This is a genomic window from Microbacterium sp. SL62 (assembly GCF_026672635.1).
Classification (GTDB): Bacteria; Actinomycetota; Actinomycetes; order Actinomycetales; family Microbacteriaceae; genus Microbacterium; species Microbacterium testaceum_A.
The window spans coordinates 160,689-179,673 of the sequence record NZ_JAPPRM010000001.1 but is presented as its reverse complement, the minus strand read 5'-3'; the positions used below and the strand labels follow the sequence as shown (position 1 = coordinate 179,673).

General features: G+C 71.6%; 10 protein-coding genes and 1 pseudogene. 7 read left to right on the top strand and 4 right to left on the bottom strand.

What is annotated here, in order from left to right; translation table 11 throughout:
* Entirely contained in the window at positions 1-507 is a 507-nt protein-coding gene (locus OVA26_RS00705; RefSeq protein ID WP_074694718.1) for a GNAT family N-acetyltransferase, read from the bottom strand.
* Positions 508-649: 142 nt separating this feature from the next.
* Here OVA26_RS00705 and OVA26_RS00700 point away from each other — a divergent pair, with 142 nt between their 5' ends.
* Complete coding sequence (locus OVA26_RS00700) at positions 650-1,210, top strand: acyl-CoA thioesterase (RefSeq protein ID WP_268102506.1); 561 nt, start codon at positions 650-652, stop codon at positions 1,208-1,210.
* A 13-nt stretch (positions 1,211-1,223) separates the two neighbouring features.
* Here OVA26_RS00700 and OVA26_RS00695 read toward each other — a convergent pair whose 3' ends face one another.
* Positions 1,224-2,201, bottom strand: a complete 978-nt coding sequence (locus OVA26_RS00695) for an acetylxylan esterase (protein WP_268102505.1) — start codon at positions 2,199-2,201, stop codon at positions 1,224-1,226.
* Positions 2,202-2,466: 265 nt separating this feature from the next.
* Here OVA26_RS00695 and OVA26_RS00690 point away from each other — a divergent pair, with 265 nt between their 5' ends.
* Complete coding sequence (locus OVA26_RS00690; RefSeq protein ID WP_268102504.1) at positions 2,467-7,974, top strand: alpha-L-arabinofuranosidase C-terminal domain-containing protein; 5,508 nt, start codon at positions 2,467-2,469, stop codon at positions 7,972-7,974.
* Between the two features lie 192 nt (positions 7,975-8,166).
* Here the strand turns inward: OVA26_RS00690 and OVA26_RS00685 are convergent, their stop codons facing one another.
* Complete coding sequence (locus OVA26_RS00685; RefSeq protein WP_268102503.1) at positions 8,167-9,291, bottom strand: S1 family peptidase; 1,125 nt, start codon at positions 9,289-9,291, stop codon at positions 8,167-8,169.
* A gap of 200 nt (positions 9,292-9,491) precedes the next feature.
* Here OVA26_RS00685 and OVA26_RS17400 point away from each other — a divergent pair.
* The 5 genes and pseudogenes from OVA26_RS17400 to rocD all read left to right on the top strand — a co-directional run.
* A pseudogene (locus OVA26_RS17400) lies at positions 9,492-10,547 on the top strand (proline dehydrogenase family protein); the annotation flags it as partial.
* Positions 10,548-11,018: 471 nt separating this feature from the next.
* A complete protein-coding gene (locus OVA26_RS17395; RefSeq protein ID WP_442786065.1) occupies positions 11,019-13,205 on the top strand; it encodes an aldehyde dehydrogenase family protein in 2,187 nt (728 codons plus the stop codon).
* 197 nt (positions 13,206-13,402) lie between these two features.
* The gene (gene arfA / locus OVA26_RS00675; RefSeq protein ID WP_268102501.1) at positions 13,403-14,917 is read left to right on the top strand and encodes an arabinosylfuranosidase ArfA; all 1,515 of its coding nucleotides are present in this window, start codon (positions 13,403-13,405) and stop codon (positions 14,915-14,917) included.
* 241 nt (positions 14,918-15,158) lie between these two features.
* Positions 15,159-16,043 (top strand): dimethylargininase, encoded by an 885-nt coding sequence (gene ddaH, locus OVA26_RS00670; RefSeq protein WP_268102500.1) that lies wholly within the window; start codon positions 15,159-15,161, stop codon positions 16,041-16,043.
* Positions 16,040-17,257 (top strand): ornithine--oxo-acid transaminase, encoded by a 1,218-nt coding sequence (gene rocD, locus OVA26_RS00665; protein ID WP_268102499.1) that lies wholly within the window; start codon positions 16,040-16,042, stop codon positions 17,255-17,257. Before ddaH ends, rocD begins: the two co-directional genes overlap by 4 nt.
* A 92-nt stretch (positions 17,258-17,349) precedes the next feature.
* Here the strand turns inward: rocD and OVA26_RS00660 are convergent, their stop codons facing one another.
* Positions 17,350-18,888, bottom strand: a complete 1,539-nt coding sequence (locus OVA26_RS00660) for a molybdopterin-dependent oxidoreductase (RefSeq protein ID WP_268102498.1) — start codon at positions 18,886-18,888, stop codon at positions 17,350-17,352.
* Positions 18,889-18,985 lie beyond the last annotated feature (97 nt).

The following is an 18,985-nucleotide window of genomic DNA, read 5'->3' as shown; positions in this document are numbered from 1 at the left end:
TCAGCGGACGAAGCGCACCTCGGTGAGCTCCTCACCGAGGAAGGGCTCGGTGTGCGAGGCACCGTCGAGGGCGAAACCGTTGCGCTGGTAGAACCGGTGCGCGCGCGGGTTGTCGTCGGCGACCCACAGGTACGCGCCCTCGCCGCCGTCGATCGCGGCATCGAACAGCTGCTGGCCGATGCCGGTGCCGTGGTACGCGTCGAGCAGGTAGATGAAGTACAGCTCGCGCTCGCGGGGAGCGTCGTCGTCGCGGGCCGGACCCGAGCCGACGAAGCCGACGATCTCACCGTCGACGAGGGCCGCGTGCATGCGGTAATCCTCGCCCTGGGCGGCCCAGTGGGTCCAGAGCTCGGCCATGCGACGAGGCGAGACGGCCTCGAGGGCGGCTTTGCTGATCAGGTGATCGTAGGTCTCGTGCCAGCAGGTGGCGTGCACGCGACCGAGGGCCTCGGCATCCACATCTCTTACCGGACGGACGACGATGTCGGTTCGGGCTTCCGCAGTCATGGCGCGACTCTACGCGGGGCGTCGGCGCGGGTGAAATCGGGGCGGATCGGCCATCGGATGCGCTATGCGCCGCCGCGCCGGAGTTGTCGATGACGCACAACGACATCGCCGTTCCGTGGTCGAATCGCTACGCTCGCCCCTCGTGAACGTCCTCTGGCGCACCCTGCTGGTGCTCGCTCGTGCCCGCCGTCGCCTTCGTCGTGAAGGCCCCCTCGACCCCAACACCGTCGCGCGCATGTCCATCCGGGTGCTGCCCACCGACATCGACCTGTTGCGGCACATGAACAACGGCCGCTACCTGTCGCTCTTCGACCTCGGGCGCTGGGACCTGCTGACCCGCACGGGGCTCCTCGCGGCGATGACGAAGCAGGGCTGGTACGCGGTGGTCGCCGCCGAGACAATCACGTTCCGCCGCTCCCTCGAGCTGGGGCAGCGCTTCGAGCTCGAGACGCGACTGATCGGCCACGACGACCGGGCGGTGTACCTCGAGCACCGCGCGCTGGTGAACGGCGAGATCTACGCACGCGCGATGATCCGCGCGCGTATCCTCCGTCGCACGGGCGGCACGGTCCCGCACGACGAGCTGTTCGCCGCGGTCGGGCGTCCCGAGGGCCTGCCCGACATCGAGCCGTGGGTGCACGACTGGGCGGCGGGCTCGGCCCTCCCGTCGACGAAGCGCCCGGCGCCCAGCGTCTGGGAGTGACGCGGGCTCGCCATCACCTGCCGAAGCGGGCGTCGAGCCAGGCCACCTGCTTCATCCAGTGGCGGTGCCCGCCGCCCTCGTGGCCGTTGTAGGGGTACTCCTCGATGGCCGCATCGTCCGACGCGAGGGCGTGGAACGCGGCGAAGACGCCCGACGGCAGCACGACGTCGTCCATGAACGCCACCGAGAAGAACGCGGGCTGGGTGATGCGTCGGGCGAGGATCGCGCCGTCGACGTACGACAGGGTGCGCAGCACGCTCGCCGTGTCGTCACGATGCACCGCGAGATAGCGCGTGATCTCGGTGAACGGTGCTGAGGGCGTGCGCGTGATCGCGTTGGGGAAGTCGCACAGGAAGGGCACGTCCGGCAGGACCGCCGCGACCGCGTCGCCCGCGAGGGCCGCCGCGGCGATCGAGAGCCCGCCGCCCTGGCTGCCGCCGGTGACGGCGACCCGCGAAGGATCGACCCCGGGGAGCTCGCGCACCACGTCCACCAGGCGCACGGCGTCGGTGAACAGGCGGCGGTAGTAGTAGTCGTGCGGATCCCGGATGCCGCGCGTCATGACGCCGGGGAAAGCGGCCGCGGAGCCGTGGGGGTCGGGGGTGTCGCCGACGCTCCACGTCGACCCCTGGCCGCGGGTGTCCATGATGACGTGCACGTAGCCGGCGGTCGCCCAGTTCAGACGCTCTCCCGGCAGGCCGCGGCCGCCGCCGTAACCGATGTACTCGATGACGGCGGGCAGGAGCGCGTCGCCGTGCGGGCGCACGACCCAGCCGCGGATCTCGTCGCCGTCGAAGCCGGTGAAGGTGAGGTCCGAGACGCTCAGGGCGCGCACGGGGGCGTCGATCGGGGTCAGGGTGGCGGGCCGAGCCGCAGCGCGCGCCTCGGCGATCGTGGTCTCCCAGAACGCCTCGAGATCGGCCGGTGCCTCGAGGGCGGGGCGATAGGTCCGCAGAAGCTCGATCGGCATGTCGGTGAAGGTGACGGCCATGGTTCCTCCTGGTGTCCGGGGCGAACCGACAGTAGCAACGGGTGGCGTCACCGGGGGCGGCGGCCCCCGCTCAGCACCCGTGGATTCCGCGTCGTAGGCAACAAATGTGAGGCTTCACATTCTTGCCGCTTCGTCGGTCCAACGTTGCAAATTATTCTTGACAGTATTCCCAGCCGCCTCCAATATTGCGGATAGTGAGCGCTCACATTGAGATGCTCGCGTCGCGCCGGCCCCCGCCGGACACCCATCGTCGAGGAGGACGAGCATGGTGCTGTCACGACCTGTTTCCGAGGACCGGAGCCGGAGGGGCATCGTGCGACGCGCGGGCTCGCTCGTCGCGGCTGCCGCCGTCGTCCTGAGCGGCCTGGTCCCCGCCGCCGCCGCCTCGGCGGCGCCGCTGCCCACGCCGCTGGCGTCGTACGACTTCGCCGCGACGACCGGAACCACGGTCCCCGACTCCTCGGGGCACGGACACGACGCGGTCATCCGCGGCACCGGCTCGAGCGTCGACGGAGACGCCCTCTCGCTGCCGGGCGGAGCCTCGGGCTCCTCGGCCGCCTACGTCGAACTGCCCACGGGGCTCTTCGACGGCAAGAGCACCGTCACCGTCTCGGCCTGGCTGCAGGACCGCACCGGAGCGGGCAACCAGGCGGCGATGTTCTTCGGCACCACAGAGAACCTCCCCCAGCAGTACTGGCTGCTCAATCCCGCCAACCCGGCCGGTCAGGTCAAGTCGGTGCTGACGGACGGACCACGGATCGCGCAGCCCTGGACCCTCGAGCGGGGGATCGCGCCGACGGACGGAGCCCGCGGCATCCCGGGTCCCTCCGCCACCTCCGAGTGGGCGCTGTACACCACCGTGATCACCCCCACCTCGATCACCGCCTACCTCGGCGGCACCAAGATCGGCACGGTCGCCACCTCGCGCTCGGTCGCCGAGTTCGGCTCGGGCCTGGTCGCCTACATCGGGCGCTCCTCGTACCCCGACCGCGTGTGGAAGGGCGGAGTCCGCGACGTCGCGATCTTCGACCGCGCGCTCAGCGACGACGACGTCACGGCGCTCGTCGCACAGGGCACCCCCACGAACCAGCAGGACGTGGACACCGCCGCGCAGGCCCTCTCGATCCCGGATGCCGATGACGTGCGCGGCAACGTGACGCTGCCCGCGACCGGGACGAACGGGACGACGGTGACCTGGTCGTCGTCGAACGCGCAGGTCGTGACCGCCACGGGCGAGGTCACCCGGCCTGCCACGGGATCCGCCGCCGTGACCGTGAAACTGACCGCCACGATCGCGAAGGGTTCCAGCCAGACCACTCGCGAGATCGAGCTCATCGTGCAGCCGAAGCCGGCGGCGCAGAAGCTCGAGGGCTACTTCTTCCCCTTCTTCACGGGGGAGAGCACCACCACCGACGAGGAGATCTCGTTCGCCACGAGCCGCGGGGACGACCCGAAGAACTGGCTCACCCTCAACGACGGCAAGCCCGTCCTCACCTCGGACCAGGGGGAGAAGGGCATCCGCGACCCGTTCGTCATGCGCTCGCCCGACGGGGACCGCTTCTACATGCTCTCCACCGACCTGAACATGTTCGACCTCTACAACGGCGACTTCGGCCGCGCGCAAGAGGTCGGCAGCCGCAAGCTCAACGTCTGGCAGTCCGACGACCTCACGACGTGGAGCCCCCTGCGCCAGATCACCGTCTCGAGCGAGTTCGCGGGCAACACCTGGGCACCGGAGGCCACGTGGGACGCCGACCGCGGGGAGTACGTCGTCTACTGGGCCTCGAACCTCTACCCGAGCGCGTCCACCACGGGTCGCAAGGCGGCCGACACCTACAACCGCATGATGATGGTCACCACTCGCGACTTCGTGACCTTCAGCGAGCCGCAGCCCTGGGTCGACGTCAAGCGCGGCGCGGGCAAGGGCACCATCGACGCCACCGTCGTGCGCGACGGCGACACCTACTACCGCTTCATCAAGGACGAGGCGTCGATGACCGTGCGCCAGGAGCGCTCGAGCACGCTCACCGCCACGGTCACCGGATCGCTTCCGACCACGACGTCGACCCCCGGTTGGCAGCTCGTGAAGGAGCAGATCGGCGTCGGACAGCCCAACCCCTGGGGCGGCACGTTCACCAATGGCGAGGGTCCCACGGTGTTCGCCGACAACGCCGAGGCCGGTCACTGGTACATGCTCATCGACCAGCCGAGCTACCACGGCGGTCAGGGCTACATGATGTTCGAGACCCGCGACATCGCGTCGGGGAACTGGACCTCGGTTCTGGATGCCACCCTCCCGGCGCGCCCGCGCCACGGAACCGTCCTGCCGATCAGCGCGGCCGAGCAGCAGAGACTGCTCGCGGCGTATCCGACCGATGAGACCGCGGACTACTCGATCACTGCCGACCCGTCGAAGGACGGTGCCGCGATCGACGACGCGATGTACGGGGTGTTCTTCGAGGACATCAACAACGCCGCCGACGGCGGTCTGTACGCCGAGCTCGTGCGCAACCGCTCGTTCGAGTTCCTGCCCGTCGACAACCGGGGCTTCACGGGGATGACCGCGTGGACGCCGGTGGCCCTCGGCGGCGGCGCGGGCTCGGCGCAACCGGTCAACGACGACAAGCGCATGAACGAGCGCAACCGCACGTACCTGCAGCTCGACCTTCGCAACGGGGCCGGGACCTACGGCGTCGAGAACGCCGGCTTCGACACGGGTGTGGCCCTCACGAAAGACGAGACCTACGACGTGTCGTTCTGGGCGCGGACCACGGCGACCGGCGGAACCCCCGTCTCGCTCGTGCTGCGTTCGGCCGACGGCACCGCGCGGTCGAACCCGTTCACGGCGACCGTGGGCGGTGACGGCTGGGTGAAGTACCGCGGCTCCGTGACGGCGACGGCCACGACCGACGCCGCCCGCGTGCTCGTCCAGGCCGCCGGCACCGGGACGCTGCGCCTCGACGAGGTCTCGGTCTTCCCGCGCGACACCTTCATGGGCCGGACCAACGGTCTGCGCAAGGACGTCGCTCAGAAGATCGCCGACCTGCACCCGAAGTTCGTCCGCTTCCCGGGCGGATGCATCGTCAACGTCAACAGCCACGCCGACTACTCGGCCGGCTCCAACTACGAGCGTGCGCGCTCGTACCAGTGGAAGGACAGCGTCGGCCCGGTCGAGACCCGTGCCACCAACGCCAACTTCTGGGGGTACAACCAGTCGCTGGGCCTGGGGTACTACGAGTACTTCCAGTTCGCCGAGGACATCGGCGCCACACCCGTCCCCGACGTCCCCGCGCTCCTGAACGGGTGCGGACAGGCGCTGCAGGCGACCGATCCGGCGCAGCTGCAGCGGCACATCCAGGACACGCTCGACCTCATCGAGTTCGCCAAGGGCGACGTGACCACGACCTGGGGAAAGCTGCGTGCCGACATGGGGCACCCCGCTCCCTTCGCCCTCGATCGCATCGAGATCGGCAACGAAGAGAACTACCCCGAGGCCTTCATGGCGAACTTCGTGACCTTCCGGGATGCCATCGCCGCCAAGTACCCGGACATGATCCTGATCAGCAACTCGGGCCCGGACGACACCGGGGCGGTGTTCGATCAGCACTGGGCTCAGAACCGCGCTCAGAAGGTCGACATGGTCGACGAGCACTACTACAACGACCCGTCGTGGTTCCTCTCGAACAATCACCGGTACGACTCCTACGACCGTCAGGGTCCGAAGGTCTGGATCGGTGAGTACGCCTCCCTCGACAACCGCTTCGCCAACGCGCTGTCGGAGGCGGCGTACATGACCGGCCTGGAGCGCAACGCCGACGTGGTCAAGATGGCCTCGTACGCGCCGCTGCTCGCCGACACGAGCAGCACGCAGTGGCGGCCCGACCTGATCTGGTTCGATCGCGACCAGGTGTGGGGCTCGGCGAACTACGAGGTGCAGAAGCTCTTCATGAGCAACGTCGGTGACCGGGTCGTTCCGACCACGGCGGGCGGGGATCTGGCATCCACCGATCTCGCCGGCGCCGTCGGCCTGTCGACGTGGAGCACCTCGGCCCGGTACGACGACGTGAAGGTGACGACGCCCGACGGGAAGACGCTCTTCTCCGACGACTTCGCCGACAAGAACGACGACGGGTGGTCGAAGCTCGCGGGAGCCGGATCGTGGTCGGCCGCCGACGGCAGCTACGTGCAGTCCTCGACGACGGCGAACAACACGCTCGTCGCCGGCCCCGCACTGACCGCCACCGACTACGACGTCTCGCTCAAGGCCACGAAGCTCGCCGGCGCCGAGGGCTTCCTCGTCGGCTTCGGCGTGAAGGGGTCGGCCGACTACCTGTGGTGGAACCTCGGCGGGTGGGGCAACACCCGCAGCGTCGTGGAGAAGGCCGTGGGTGGGGCGAAGTCGATCGTCGCCGACACGGGCACCCCCCGCGTCGAGACCGGTCGGACCTACGACCTGCGCATCCAGGTGCGCGGCGCCCGGGTGACCCTCTTCGCCGACGGCGTGCAGCAGGGGCAGTTCACCAACACGGCGGTCGAACCGTTCGCGCAGGTCATGACGACGGACGACACGAACGGAGACGTGATCCTCAAGGTCGTCAACGCCCAGGCCAAGGCCGCGGTGACCACGGTGGATCTCGGTGGGCTCACCGTGCTCCCGACCGCGGACGTGACGACCCTGCAGGCGGCCCCGACGGCGCTGAACACGGCGACGTCGACGCCCGTCGCGCCGAAGACCTCGCAGATGCCGGTCTCGAGCACCTTCACCCACTCGTTCGAGCCGTACTCGGTGACGTTCGTGCGGATGCACACGCGTCCGGCCGACAAGACGGCGCCCACGGTGGCCGTGAAGACCGATCCGGTCTCGCCCGATGGAGCCGAGGGGTGGTACGTGTCGCCGCCGACGATCACGGCCACGGCGACCGACGACGTCGATCAGGCACCGCGCCTCGAGGTCAGTGCTGACGGGGGGAGCACCTGGGCGACGTACACCGGCGCGGTGACCCCGGCGGAGGGGACGTCGAACCTGACCTTCAAGGCCACCGACGCCGCGGGGAACGTCTCGCCCTTCGTCACGGCGACGGTGAAGGTCGACCGCACGGCCCCGACGACGACCACGACGGTGGATGCCGCAGCCCGCACGGTCACGCTCGCCGCGAGCGACAGCGGGTCGGGAGTGGCGCGTCTGGAGTACCGCGTCGGCGACACGGCGACCTGGACGACCGCGTCCGGAGGGCAGGCCGTTGTGAGCGTCGGTGCGGGCGCGACCACCGTGTCGTACCGGGCGGTCGATGTGGCCGGCAACATCAGCGGGACGGGATCGACCGCGGTCGGCGCGACCGCGGGAGACCCGACCCTGTCGGTCTCGGGCGACCTCGTCGCCGGGGGCGTCGTGACGGTGTCGGGAACGGGCTGGCCCACGAACGCCGACGGGGAGCTCGAACTGCGCTCCACTCCGGTGCAGCTGGGCGCGGTCCGCACCGATGCCGGTGGGGCGTTCCTCGTGAACGTCATCCTCCCCGCGGACACCCCCGCGGGCGCGCACCGGGTGATCGCGCGTATCGGCGGGGTCGAGGCAGCAGTGGGTATCGAGGTCCGGGCCGCCGCGGGTGGCGCCGCCCCCGTCGTTCCTGCGGCTCCGAGCGGATCGGCCGGTTCGGCCCCGTCGCCGCTGGCGGTGACCGGTGGGGTGGTCTCGGGTGCGGCCCTCGCCCTCGGACTGCTCGCGGTGCTGATCGGGGCGGCTCTGAAGCGTCGCCGCCGGGCGATCGGCTGAGGCCGGGCCGCCCGCAAGAAGGAACGAACGACGCCCCGGTCGCCGAGAGGTGGCCGGGGCGTCGGCGTTCCTCCGACGAGAAGAACGTTGCCCGGCCGCCGCATGGCGACCGGGCAACCCTGCTCGGAGACAAAAAGAATGTTGCCCGGCCGCCGTGAGGCGACCGGGCAACGGGGTACACCCGGAGGGGGATCAGCTCGTGAGCAGGCGCAGGCCGTAGGTCTGCAGGATCTCGTTCACGGGCTGGAAGTACGTCGTTCCGCCGGTCGAGCAGTTGCCCGAGCCTCCGGAGGTGACGCCCTGGGCCTGGTTGCCCGCGAGGAGCGAACCGCCGGAGTCGCCCGGCTCAGCGCAGACGTTCGTGCGGATCAGGCCCGAGACCGACCCCTCGGCGTAGCGCACCGTGGAGTTGAAGCCCTGGATCTGGCCGCAGTGCCAGCCGGTGGTGGAGCCCGAGCGGCAGACGGTCGCGCCGACCGCGGCCGTGGTCGAGCCCTTCACGGCGACGCTGCCACCCGCGTAGTTGGACACCGATCCGACCGGGGTGTGGTTGGGCGTGCTCACCCAGGCGTAGTCGTTGCCGGGGAACGACGAACCCTGGAAGGTGCCGTAGGTGGTGCTGTCGCCCGCGACGCCGCAGTGGCCGGCGGTGACGAACCCGCCCTGCACCGCGAAGCCCACGGAGCAGCGGCTCTGGTTGTTGATGTTGTAGGCGACACCGCCCTGGATCGTCGCGAACGTCTCGGGGGCTTGGGCTCCGGTCTCGAGACGGACGGCGCCCGCGGGGGCGTCGAGCGTGGCGACGAAGTCGGCGGCGGCCTGATCGCCGCCGGCGACCACATCGACGACGAGGTCGTTCGCCTCGACGTCGATCCACCACGAGGGGATGACGTCGGGCACGGGGCTCGACTCGATCTTCGCGGCGATCGCCTCGAGATCGTCGAGGGAGTGCTCCGCGGCGACGGGCACGGCGCCCGCATCGGCGGCGGCGGCGCGAGCGGCGTCGGTGGTCGCCGCGGCGTACACCGTGCGCGTGGACTCATCGAGCCACGTGCCCGCGAAGGCGTCGCCCGAGACGGCGGCGACCTCGTCTGCCGTGCCGACGGCATCGGCCTGGAAACGCAGGACGTCCTGCGCGCCGGCGACGTCGGTGCCGAGGTCGGCGGCCATCGCCTCGAGCAGCTGCGCGTCAACTCCGTCGACGGCCGCGTCGGGCGACGACGTGGGGGTCTGCGCCAGCGCGGGGGCGGTGGCGGCGGTGGTCAGGAACAGGCCGAGGGCGGCTGCGCCCACGACGGTTTTCGATATGCGGTTCACGTTGGAGTGACCTTCCATCCAGGGGGATAAATGGCGGGGTACCCACCGCCATACAAACACGACCCGGACGAAAAGCGAAGGAATTGCTATGAATATCTGATCGGAGTCCAACAAAAACGCTGACAGGCGCGGGCGGCCGATCCTCGGGTTGCGCGGCGGGCCGCCGAGGTGCCACGCGCGCGGTGTTTAGGCTGACGGGCATGAGCACGAACGACTCCGGCACCCCCGTTCCCGCGCTCTCCACGGACCTCCCCGGCCGTGCCGCTCGCATCGCCGGGACTCTCTCGCGCCGAACGCGGCCGACCGACTCGTCTCGCCGCGGCGCGCTGCCCACGGACCCCTCCGCGGCGGACTTCCTGGCCGCTGCTATCGACGGGATCTCGCGCCCGGAGTCCCTCACCTCGGCGGCCTCCGCGCTGCACCGCCTCGTCGACGATCTGCCGACGTCGCTCAACTGGTTCGTCCGCGGCGCTCTGCAGGTGGGCGGTGCCGTCGCCCCCGTCCTGCCCAGTCCCGCCGTGCCGATCGCGCGTCGGGCTCTGCGCGATCTCGTCTCGGCCCTCGTCCTCGACGCGCGGCCCGAGCGCCTCGGGCCGTCCCTCGAAGCTCTCGAGTCCCCGGTCGAGGTGCGCCTGGTCGGCCCCGCGGTGGTCGGCGATGCCGGGGCGCGACGCCGGCTCGACGGCATCCGATCGCTGCTCGCTCGTGAGGACGTGGAGCGGATTTCGCTCGCGATCCCCGACGTCGTGGTCGCGCCGTCGCCGTGGGCCTTCGACGCCGAAGTCGAACACGCCGCCGAGCGCCTGCTGCCGGTGTTCCTCGACGCGGTCGCCGCCCGCACGCACGTGACCCTCGTCGCCGAGGGGCGCGATGACCTCGATCTCACCGTCGCCGTTCTCACCCGCGTTCTCGAGGAGCCCCGTCTGACCGGTCTGCGGGCCGGCATCCAGGTGCCGATCGCCGTCGCCGAGACGGCCGCCGCGGTCCGCGAACTGTCGGCGTGGGCGCGCGTTCGCACCTCGGCGGGCGGTGCCCGCCTGACGGTGCGGCTGAGCGACGCCGTCATCGAGACCCCGGATGCCGTGTCGGCGGCGCGTCACGGGTGGCCCGCCCCCTCGGTCACGGCACACGACGACGTGGACGCCGCACTGGTGCGCGGCCTGCGCGAGGCGCTGAGCGCGCGCGGGCAGGAGGGGTTCGCGGTCGAGGTCGCCACCGCCGACCCCGAGCGCGCCGCCCTGGCGCTCGCCCTCGCGGCGGAGGTCGAGACCGAGGTCGTGCTGGCGCTGCCGCACACCACCGCCTGGCTGCCGGGGGACGGGTACGTGCAGACGGCCCCCGCCGCGCATCCCGATGACCTCGACGCCGTCGTCGCCGGCCTCGCCGCCGGATACGCGCGAGCCGTGGCCGGAGCGCCCGACCTCCCCCTCGCCGTGCCCGATCCGCCCGCCGGCGCAGACGAAGCGGACGCCGACCCCCCGGGTGCCGGCGATGCACCCGAAACCGCGTCGATCGCGGCCCGGGTGCGTCGCGCTCTCGCCGCCGCCGAGCTCCCCGGGCCCGCCGCGCGCGTCGCACGGCGCGGAGTCGAGGGCGATCCGGCGATCCTGCGGGAACGCGTGGGCGACGACGCCGCCGAGCCCGGGCTCACGCAGGCGGTGCTGGGCATCGCGCGAGAGGCTGCGGCATCCGGAGACACCTCCGCGCTGGGACCGGACGTGCAGCAGATGCTCTTCGGCGGCCAGTCGTTCGTCGACACGGCCGTGTTCTCGGCCCGCGAGAGCGCCGAGCTCGCCGGAGGCGCCCCCGGGTTCCGCAACGTCGCGGACACCGATCCGACCGTGCCCGCCGACCGCGCCTGGGCGGTCGCCGTCCTGGGCCGCGTGTCCGACTCGACCGCCGGCGACGCCGCCGCCGCCGCCGGGCGCGTCGACGACGAGGCGGGACTCGACGCGGTGATCGACCGCGTGCGCACCGCCGCCGAGCCGTGGGGTGCGCTCGCCGCCGCGGACCGCGCCGCCGTCCTGCAGTCGGCCGCGCGCAGCCTCGAGCAGCGCCGCGCCGAGGTGATCGAAGTGCTCGCCTCGGAGGGAGGGGCGTTGCTCTCCGAAGCCGACGCCGAAGTGAGCCAGGCGGTGGATGCCGCCGCCTATTACGCGGCGACGGCGAAAGAACTCGACCGAGTTCCCGGGGCCGTGTTCGTGCCCGATCGGGTGAGCGTGGTCGCCCCCCGATGGAACGCCCCCGTCGGCCTCTGCGCCGCCGAGACGCTGGCCGCTCTCGTCGCGGGGTCCGGAGTGGTGCTGACGCCCTCGCCGCGCGCTCGTCGTGCCGGAGCCGTCGTGGCCGAGGCGCTGTGGGCCGCGGGAGTGCCGCGCGACCTGCTCGCCTACGTCGACCTCAACGAAGACGCGTCCGGGCGGGCCCTGATCGCGCACCCCGGCGTCGACCGTGTGCTGCTCGCCGGCGCGCGCACCACCGCCGAACGTTTCGCCGCGTGGCGCCCCGCGCTGCCCGTGCAGGCGTTCACGGCCGGACGGAACGTCGCGATCGTCGCCCCCTCGGCCGACCTCGACGCCGCCGTGACCGACATCGTGAGCGGCGCCTTCGCGCGCGCCGGTCAGGCCGCCACGGCCGTGTCGCTCGTGATCCTCGTGGGCGCCGTCGGGCGGTCCTCGCGCTTCACCGAGCAGCTGAAGGATGCCGTCTCGTCGCTGCGCGTGGGGCCGTCCGACGACCCGCTGTCCGACATCGGCCCGCTCGTCGAAGAACCCGCGGGAGAGGTGCGGCGCGCCCTGACCGTCCTCGGCGACGGCGAGCGGTGGCTCGTGGAGCCGCGAGAGCTCGACCTCGGGCCCGAGACGGCCGGCCGGTTCTGGTCGCCCGGCGTCCGCACGGGCGTCACCGCCGGCTCCCACCTGACCCGGGCCGCGGTCGCGGCGCCGGTGCTCGGCATCCTGCACGCTCCCACCGTCACCCGCGCGATCGAGTTGCAGAACGCGATCGGATCGGGGTTCGTGGCGGGCCTCCACACGCGCGATGAGGCCGATCTCGACCTCTGGCTCGACAGCGTCGAGGCGGCCGTCCTGCGGGTGAACCGCCCCTCGACCGGAGCGGTGATCCAACGCGAGCCGCTCGGCGGCTGGGGTGAGGCGTCCGCCGGCGACGGCGCCATGTCGGGCGGGCCGAACCGCCTCGTGACCCTCGGCTCGTGGCGACCCTCGACGGGCGGGGCGTCGTCGTCGACCCTGCACCTGCGCGGCCTCGACTCGCGGATCACGGCGCTCATCGAGGCGGCTCAGCCCACGCTGTCGTACGAGGCGTTCGACTGGCTCCGTCGCGGAGCGCTCGCCGACGCCGTCGCGTGGGACCGCGAGTTCGGTCGCGTGCGAGACGTCTCGCGCCTGGGCGTCGAGCGCAACCTCCGTCGCTACCGGCCGGTCGACGTGGCCGTGCGTGCGACCGCCGACGCCGCGTGGCAGGCGGTCCTGCGCGTCCTCGTCGCCGCCGTCCGGTCGGGTTCGACCTTCAGCCTCAGCACGCCGGTGGGGCTGCCCGCGGCGGTCCGGCACCTGCTGGGCGAGAGCGGTGTCGCCGTGTCGGTCGAGAGCGATGCCGAGTGGCTGCAGCGCCTGGCGGGTGGCATCCCGGATGCCGCCGCCGACGACGCCGAAACTTTCGTCACGGCCCCGCGACCGGGTCGCCTGCGCCTGGTCGGACCGGCCGACACGGTCGCCGCCCTGCGCACGGCCGTCGCCGAGACGGTCGGCGGGGACGTCTCGCTCACCGTGTACGCGAACGAGGTGACCACCGCGGGTCGCCTCGAGCTGCTGCCGTTCCTGCGGGAGCAGGCGGTGTCGATCGGGGCGTTCCGCTTCGGCGCGGTCGACGCGTGGAGTGCCGCGGTCATCTGAGCGGTGTCCCGTCCTCGGCGCCGCGCGGCCCGGCCGGTGCCCAGGACGCACTCGTTCGCCGAGGACGCACGTGATCGGCGCCCCTCCGATGCGGCTTGGGCGAACGGATGCGTCCTCGGCCGCCCACCCCGGGTTTCGAAAACGTTTAGCGTGACGCCCGCGCCGGGATAGCTTCGTCGAAACCCCGAGGAGCACCGATGACCGCTGCCCACCTGACCGTCGACCCCCGCTTCGCGATCGGCACCGTGCGCCGACGCCTCTTCGGCGGATTCGTCGAGCACCTCGGTCGTCACGTCTACGACGGCATCTACGAGCCGGGCCACCCGGCGGCGGACGAGCAGGGGTTCCGCACCGACGTGCTCGAGCTCGTGCGCGAGCTGGGCGTGTCGATGATCCGCTACCCCGGTGGCAACTTCGTGTCGGGGTTCCGCTGGGAGGACAGCGTCGGCCCGCGCGCGCAGCGCCCGCGCCGTCTCGACCTCGCGTGGCACTCGACCGAGACGAACGAGGTCGGCCTGCACGAGTTCGCCGACTGGCTCGACAAGGCCGGCAGCGAGCTCATGCTGGCCGTCAACCTCGGTACGCGCGGCGTTCTCGAGGCGCTCGACCTGCTCGAGTACAGCAACGTGCCCGGTGGCACCGCCCTGTCGCAGCGGAGGATCGACAACGGCCGCGCCGAGCCGTTCGACGTGCGCGTGTGGTGCCTCGGCAACGAGATGGACGGACCGTGGCAGCTCGGTCACCGCTCCGCCGACGACTACGGCACGCTCGCGGCGCAGACCGCCCGGGGCATGCGGCAGATGGACCCCTCGATCGAACTGGTCGTGTGCGGGTCGTCGGGGGCCGCGATGCCCACGTTCGGGGAGTGGGAGCGCGAGGTGCTCACCCACACCCATGACGACGTCGACATGATCTCGTGCCACGCGTACTACCAGGAGCACGACGGCGACGCGGCCTCGTTCCTCGCCTCGGCCGTCGACATGGACCGCTTCATCGAGGCGGTCGTCGCCACCGCCGACCACGTCGGCGCCGCCCGCGGCAGCAGCAAGAAGATCGACATCTCGTTCGACGAGTGGAACGTCTGGTACGTCGACCGCGTCGACGCCGTGAAGCCCACCGCGATCGACGACTGGCCCATCGCGCCGCGCCTGCTCGAAGACGTGTATTCGGTCCTGGATGCCGTCGTCTTCGGCAGTCTCCTGATCTCGCTGTTGAAACACGCCGATCGCGTCGCCTCGGCCTCGCTCGCACAGCTCGTGAACGTGATCGCGCCGATCATGACCGAGCCCGGCGGCCCCGCGTGGCGCCAGACGACGTTCTTCCCCTTCGCCCTCACCTCGCGCCTCGCGCGGGGCGAGGCGGTGCGTCTGCGGGTCGAGGCGCCCACGATCGACACGGCGCGGTACGGAACGGTCTCCGCGGTGGATGCCGTGGCCACCGTCGACGACGCAGCGGAAGCCGTCGCGGTGTTCCTCGTCCACCGCGGCCTCGAGCGACCGGTGGACCTCGAGATCGACGTGAGCGCCTTCGGTGAGGTCGAGGTGGTCGAGACGCACCTGCTGCACGACGACGACCCCGGGGCGTCCAACACTCTCGACGACCCCGAACGCGTGCGGCCGCGAACGGTGCAGACGCGCCTGGGGAACGGCATCCTGCACCTGACTCTGCCGCCGGTCGCGTGGGCTGCGGTGTCGCTGCGCCGGGTCGGCTGAGTCGCGCGTCAGCGGTCGTTGCCCTTCGCGGGCGTCTCCGTGAAGGGCGACCCCCTTCGCAGCGGACCGCCGCGCCGCGCCGCTCGCTCTCGCGTGCGGGCGCGTGCGAGAATGGCACCGGCGTGCTCGGACCGACCTTTCCCCGCACGGCGCCACATCGATCCGATGAGCGCCGCACGGGTTCGAAGGGCCACCGGGCCCCAGGACAGCGTCCGCCGCACCTTTCCTCCGAGGAGCAGAGATGTCCGCTACCCCCACCGCCACCACCGCCGAGTCCTCGACCGGCGCGCGCGTGCAGCAGCACCGCCGGTACCTCATGTGCCGCCCCGAGCACTTCACGGTGAGCTACAGCATCAACCCGTGGATGGAGCCCTCGCGGCCCACCGACACGAACCTCGCCGTGCAGCAGTGGCAGACGCTCTACGACACCTACGTCTCGCTCGGGCATGAGATCGAGCTCATCGACCCGCTCGAGGGTCTGCCCGACATGGTCTACACGGCCAACGGCGGCTTCGTGATCGACGGCATCGCGTACGGCCCCAAGTTCCGCTTCCGCGAGCGTGCCGCCGAGGCCCCCGCGTTCATCGACTGGTTCGCGGCGAACGGCTTCGAGGTCGCCGAGCCCGTCGAGGTCAACGAGGGCGAGGGTGACTTCCTCCTCGTGGGAGACACGATCCTCGCCGGCACCGGCTTCCGCTCGACCGGTGACAGCCACCGCGAGGTCGGCGAGGTCTTCTCGCGCGAGGTCGTGTCGCTGACGCTCACCGACCCGCGGTTCTACCACCTCGACACCGCGATCTCGGTGCTCGACCCCGTCGAGGGCCCGGGCGGCGTCGAGAAGGCGAACATCGCCTACCTCCCCACCGCGTTCGACGAGAAGAGCCAGGCGATCCTGCGCGAGCGCTACCCCGACGCCATCCGGGTGGCGGATGCCGATGGCGCGGTCTTCGGCCTCAACTCGGCCAGCGACGGCAAGAACGTGATCATCTCGCCGCGCGCCGTCGGCTTCGAGGCGCAGCTGCGCGAGCGCGGCTACACCCCCGTCATGGTCGACCTCTCTGAGCTGCTGCTCGGCGGCGGCGGCATCAAGTGCTGCACCCTCGAACTGCGAGGCGGATCCCGATGAGCACCGCCGTCGACGACCTCGGCACCCGTCTCATCGCCGAAGAGGGCGCGCACCTCGCCCACAACTACCACCCGCTGCCGGTCGTCGTCTCGCGCGCCGAGGGCGTGTGGGTCACCGACGTCGAGGGCAAGCGCTACCTCGACCTGCTCTCGGCGTACTCCGCGCTGAACTTCGGCCACGGCCACCCGGCGATCCTCGCGGCCGCGCGCGAGCAGCTCGACCGCTTGACGCTCACCAGCCGCGCGTATCACAACGACCGTCTCGGGCCCTTCGCCACGGCGCTCGCGCAGCTCTGCGGCAAAGACACCGTGCTGCCGATGAACACCGGTGCCGAGGCCGTCGAGACCGGCATCAAGGTCGCACGCGCGTGGGGCTACCGCACCAAGGGCGTCGCCCCGGATGCCGCGACCATCATCGTCGCGAACGGCAACTTCCACGGCCGCACGACCACGATCGTCGGCTTCAGCGACGACCCCACGGCACACGACGACTTCGGGCCGTACGCTCCGGGGTTCGTGCACGTGCCGTACGGAGACGCGGATGCCATCGCCGCGGCGATCGACGAGAACACCGCCGCGGTGCTGCTCGAGCCCATCCAGGGCGAGGCCGGCGTCGTGATCCCGCCCGAGGGGTTCCTGCAGCGCGTGCGCGAGATCTGCACGGCGAACAACGTGCTGTTCATCGCCGACGAGATCCAGTCGGGCCTCGGACGTGTCGGTGAGACCTTCGCGTGCGACCGCGAGGGCGTCGTGCCCGACGTGTACCTGCTCGGCAAGGCGCTGGGCGGCGGCATCCTGCCCGTGTCGGCCGTCGTCGCGGACCACGACGTGCTCGGCGTCATCCACGCCGGTGAGCACGGGTCGACCTTCGGGGGAAACCCGCTGGCCGCGGCCGTGGGTCTGCGGGTCGTCGAGATGCTGGCATCCGGAGAATTCCAGACCCGCGCGAAGGCGCTGGGGGCGCACCTCGAGGCGTCTCTGCAGACCCTCGTCGGCCACGGCGTCACCGCCGTGCGCATCGCGGGCCTGTGGGCCGGCGTCGATATCGATCCGGCGTACGGCACCGGCCGCGAGGTCGCCGAGAAGCTCCTCACCCGCGGTGTGCTCGTGAAGGACACGCACGGCCAGACGATCCGCATCGCCCCGCCGCTGACGATCCGCGCGACCGAGCTCGACTGGGCCGTCGAGCAGATCCGGCACGTGCTCGCGGGCTGAGCGCTCCCCGCTCCACACCCGCGTGAGGTGCCAAGAATTGTCGCTTCGGGGACGACCCAAGCGACAAAATTTGGCACCTCACGCGAGGGGGCTCAGGCCACCGACACCGTGCGCTGATCCCAGCCCGTCGCGCCGTCGGGGGCGGGGGCCGCGGTCGCGCTCGTCTGGGTCTCGCCGGTGGCCGACACCGCGCGGCAGCGGATGACGTGCGAGCCGCTCTCGGCGTTCCACGGCAGGCTCCACTGCACCCACGTGTCAGCCGAGATCGCCGTCGCGAGCGTCGCCTTTTGCCAGGGCCCGTCGTCGACCTGCACCTCCACACCCGAGACGCCGACGTGGGTCTGCCACGCGACCCCGGCGATGACCGTGTCGCCCGCGGCGACCTGCGCGCCCGAGCGGGGCACGTCGATGCGCGACTGCAGCTTCACGGGTCCGCGCTCCGACCAGCCGCGCGAAGTCCAGTAGCCCTCGGCGCGGTCGAAACGGGTGACCTCGAGCTCGCTGACCCACTTGGTCGCCGAGACGTAGCCGTACAGACCGGGCACCACCATGCGCACGGGGAAGCCGTGCTCGATCGGCAGCGGTTCGCCGTTCATGCCGATCGCGAAGAGCGCGTCGCGGTCGTCGGTGAGGGCCTCGAGGGGGCTGGATGCCGTGAACCCGTCGACCGAGCGCGAGAGCACCATGTCGGCCTCGGCGGTCGGTTTCGCGCGGGCGAGGATGTCGCGGATGGGCACGCCGAGCCAGCGCGCGGTGCCGATGAGGGAGCCGCCCACCTCGTTCGAGACGCACACGAGGGTCGCGACGGTCTCCTGCTGGGGGAGGGCGACCAGGTCGTCCCACCGCAGCACGACCTCCTGCTCGACGAGACCGTGCACGCGCAGGGTCCAGGTCGAGGGGTCCACCTGGGGCACGACGAGCGCGGTGTCGATGCGGTAGAAGTCCGAGGCGGGCGTGATCACCGACGCGAGCCCGTCGATGCCGAGGTCGGCGGCGGCGGGAACCGTCGTCGTGGTGGCCGGCGTGGGCAGACGCAGCGCCGCTCGGATCGCGCTCACCGCTCGCGCACCCCCGCTCAGCGCGAAGGACCCGGCGGTGGCCATCACCCCGGCCAGCACGGCCACGCCCGAAAGGGCGAGCACACTGCGGCGCGAGACGCCGTCGTCGGCGGGGGACTGCACGGAACGCCGACGGAGCCGGGCGACCAACAGCCCGGTCACCAGAGCGGCAGCCGCCCCCGCCACGAGCGAGGGCAGGGGCGATAACGTCCCGGCATCCGCCCGCGTCATCGAGACGATCGCGCCGATCACGCCCAGTGCGACGAGGACGACGCGTCCCCACGGGGCTTTCCGGCGCTCGAGCACGCCGGCGACCCCGGCGATGATCAGCAGCAGCACCGCGATGCCGACGAGCAGGGCGGCCTTGTCGCCCGTACCGAACAGGTCGATCGCCAGGTTCTTCGCCCAGGCCGGAGCGAGGTCGATCATGCCGCCGCCGATGACCGCGAAGGGGCTCGCGGTGGGCGACACGATCGCCGCGGCGAGCTCGCCGAGGCCGGCGCCGAACACGGTGGCGGCGATCGACGCGACGATCGCCGCGAGGTCGCGGCGGCGGGAAGATGCGGGGGTCACGAAGGGAGCCTAGAGAGCGCCGGGCGCTCGGGCGCCGGGCGCGCGGTATTCACAGCCAACCGGCATCCGTCGCTCCGGCCTGTGCGGGACGGACCCC

Excerpts from the sequence above, each read along its gene's own strand:
- OVA26_RS00705 (WP_074694718.1), bottom strand. The coding sequence starts at position 507 with ATGACTGCGGAAGCCCGAACCGACATCGTCGTCCGTCCGGTAAGAGAT.
- OVA26_RS00695 (WP_268102505.1), bottom strand. The coding sequence starts at position 2,201 with ATGGCCGTCACCTTCACCGACATGCCGATCGAGCTTCTGCGGACCTAT.
- OVA26_RS00690 (WP_268102504.1), top strand. The coding sequence starts at position 2,467 with ATGGTGCTGTCACGACCTGTTTCCGAGGACCGGAGCCGGAGGGGCATC.
- OVA26_RS17395 (WP_442786065.1), top strand. The coding sequence starts at position 11,019 with ATGCTCTTCGGCGGCCAGTCGTTCGTCGACACGGCCGTGTTCTCGGCC.
- arfA (WP_268102501.1), top strand. The coding sequence starts at position 13,403 with ATGACCGCTGCCCACCTGACCGTCGACCCCCGCTTCGCGATCGGCACC.
- ddaH (WP_268102500.1), top strand. The coding sequence starts at position 15,159 with ATGTCCGCTACCCCCACCGCCACCACCGCCGAGTCCTCGACCGGCGCG.
- rocD (WP_268102499.1), top strand. The coding sequence starts at position 16,040 with ATGAGCACCGCCGTCGACGACCTCGGCACCCGTCTCATCGCCGAAGAG.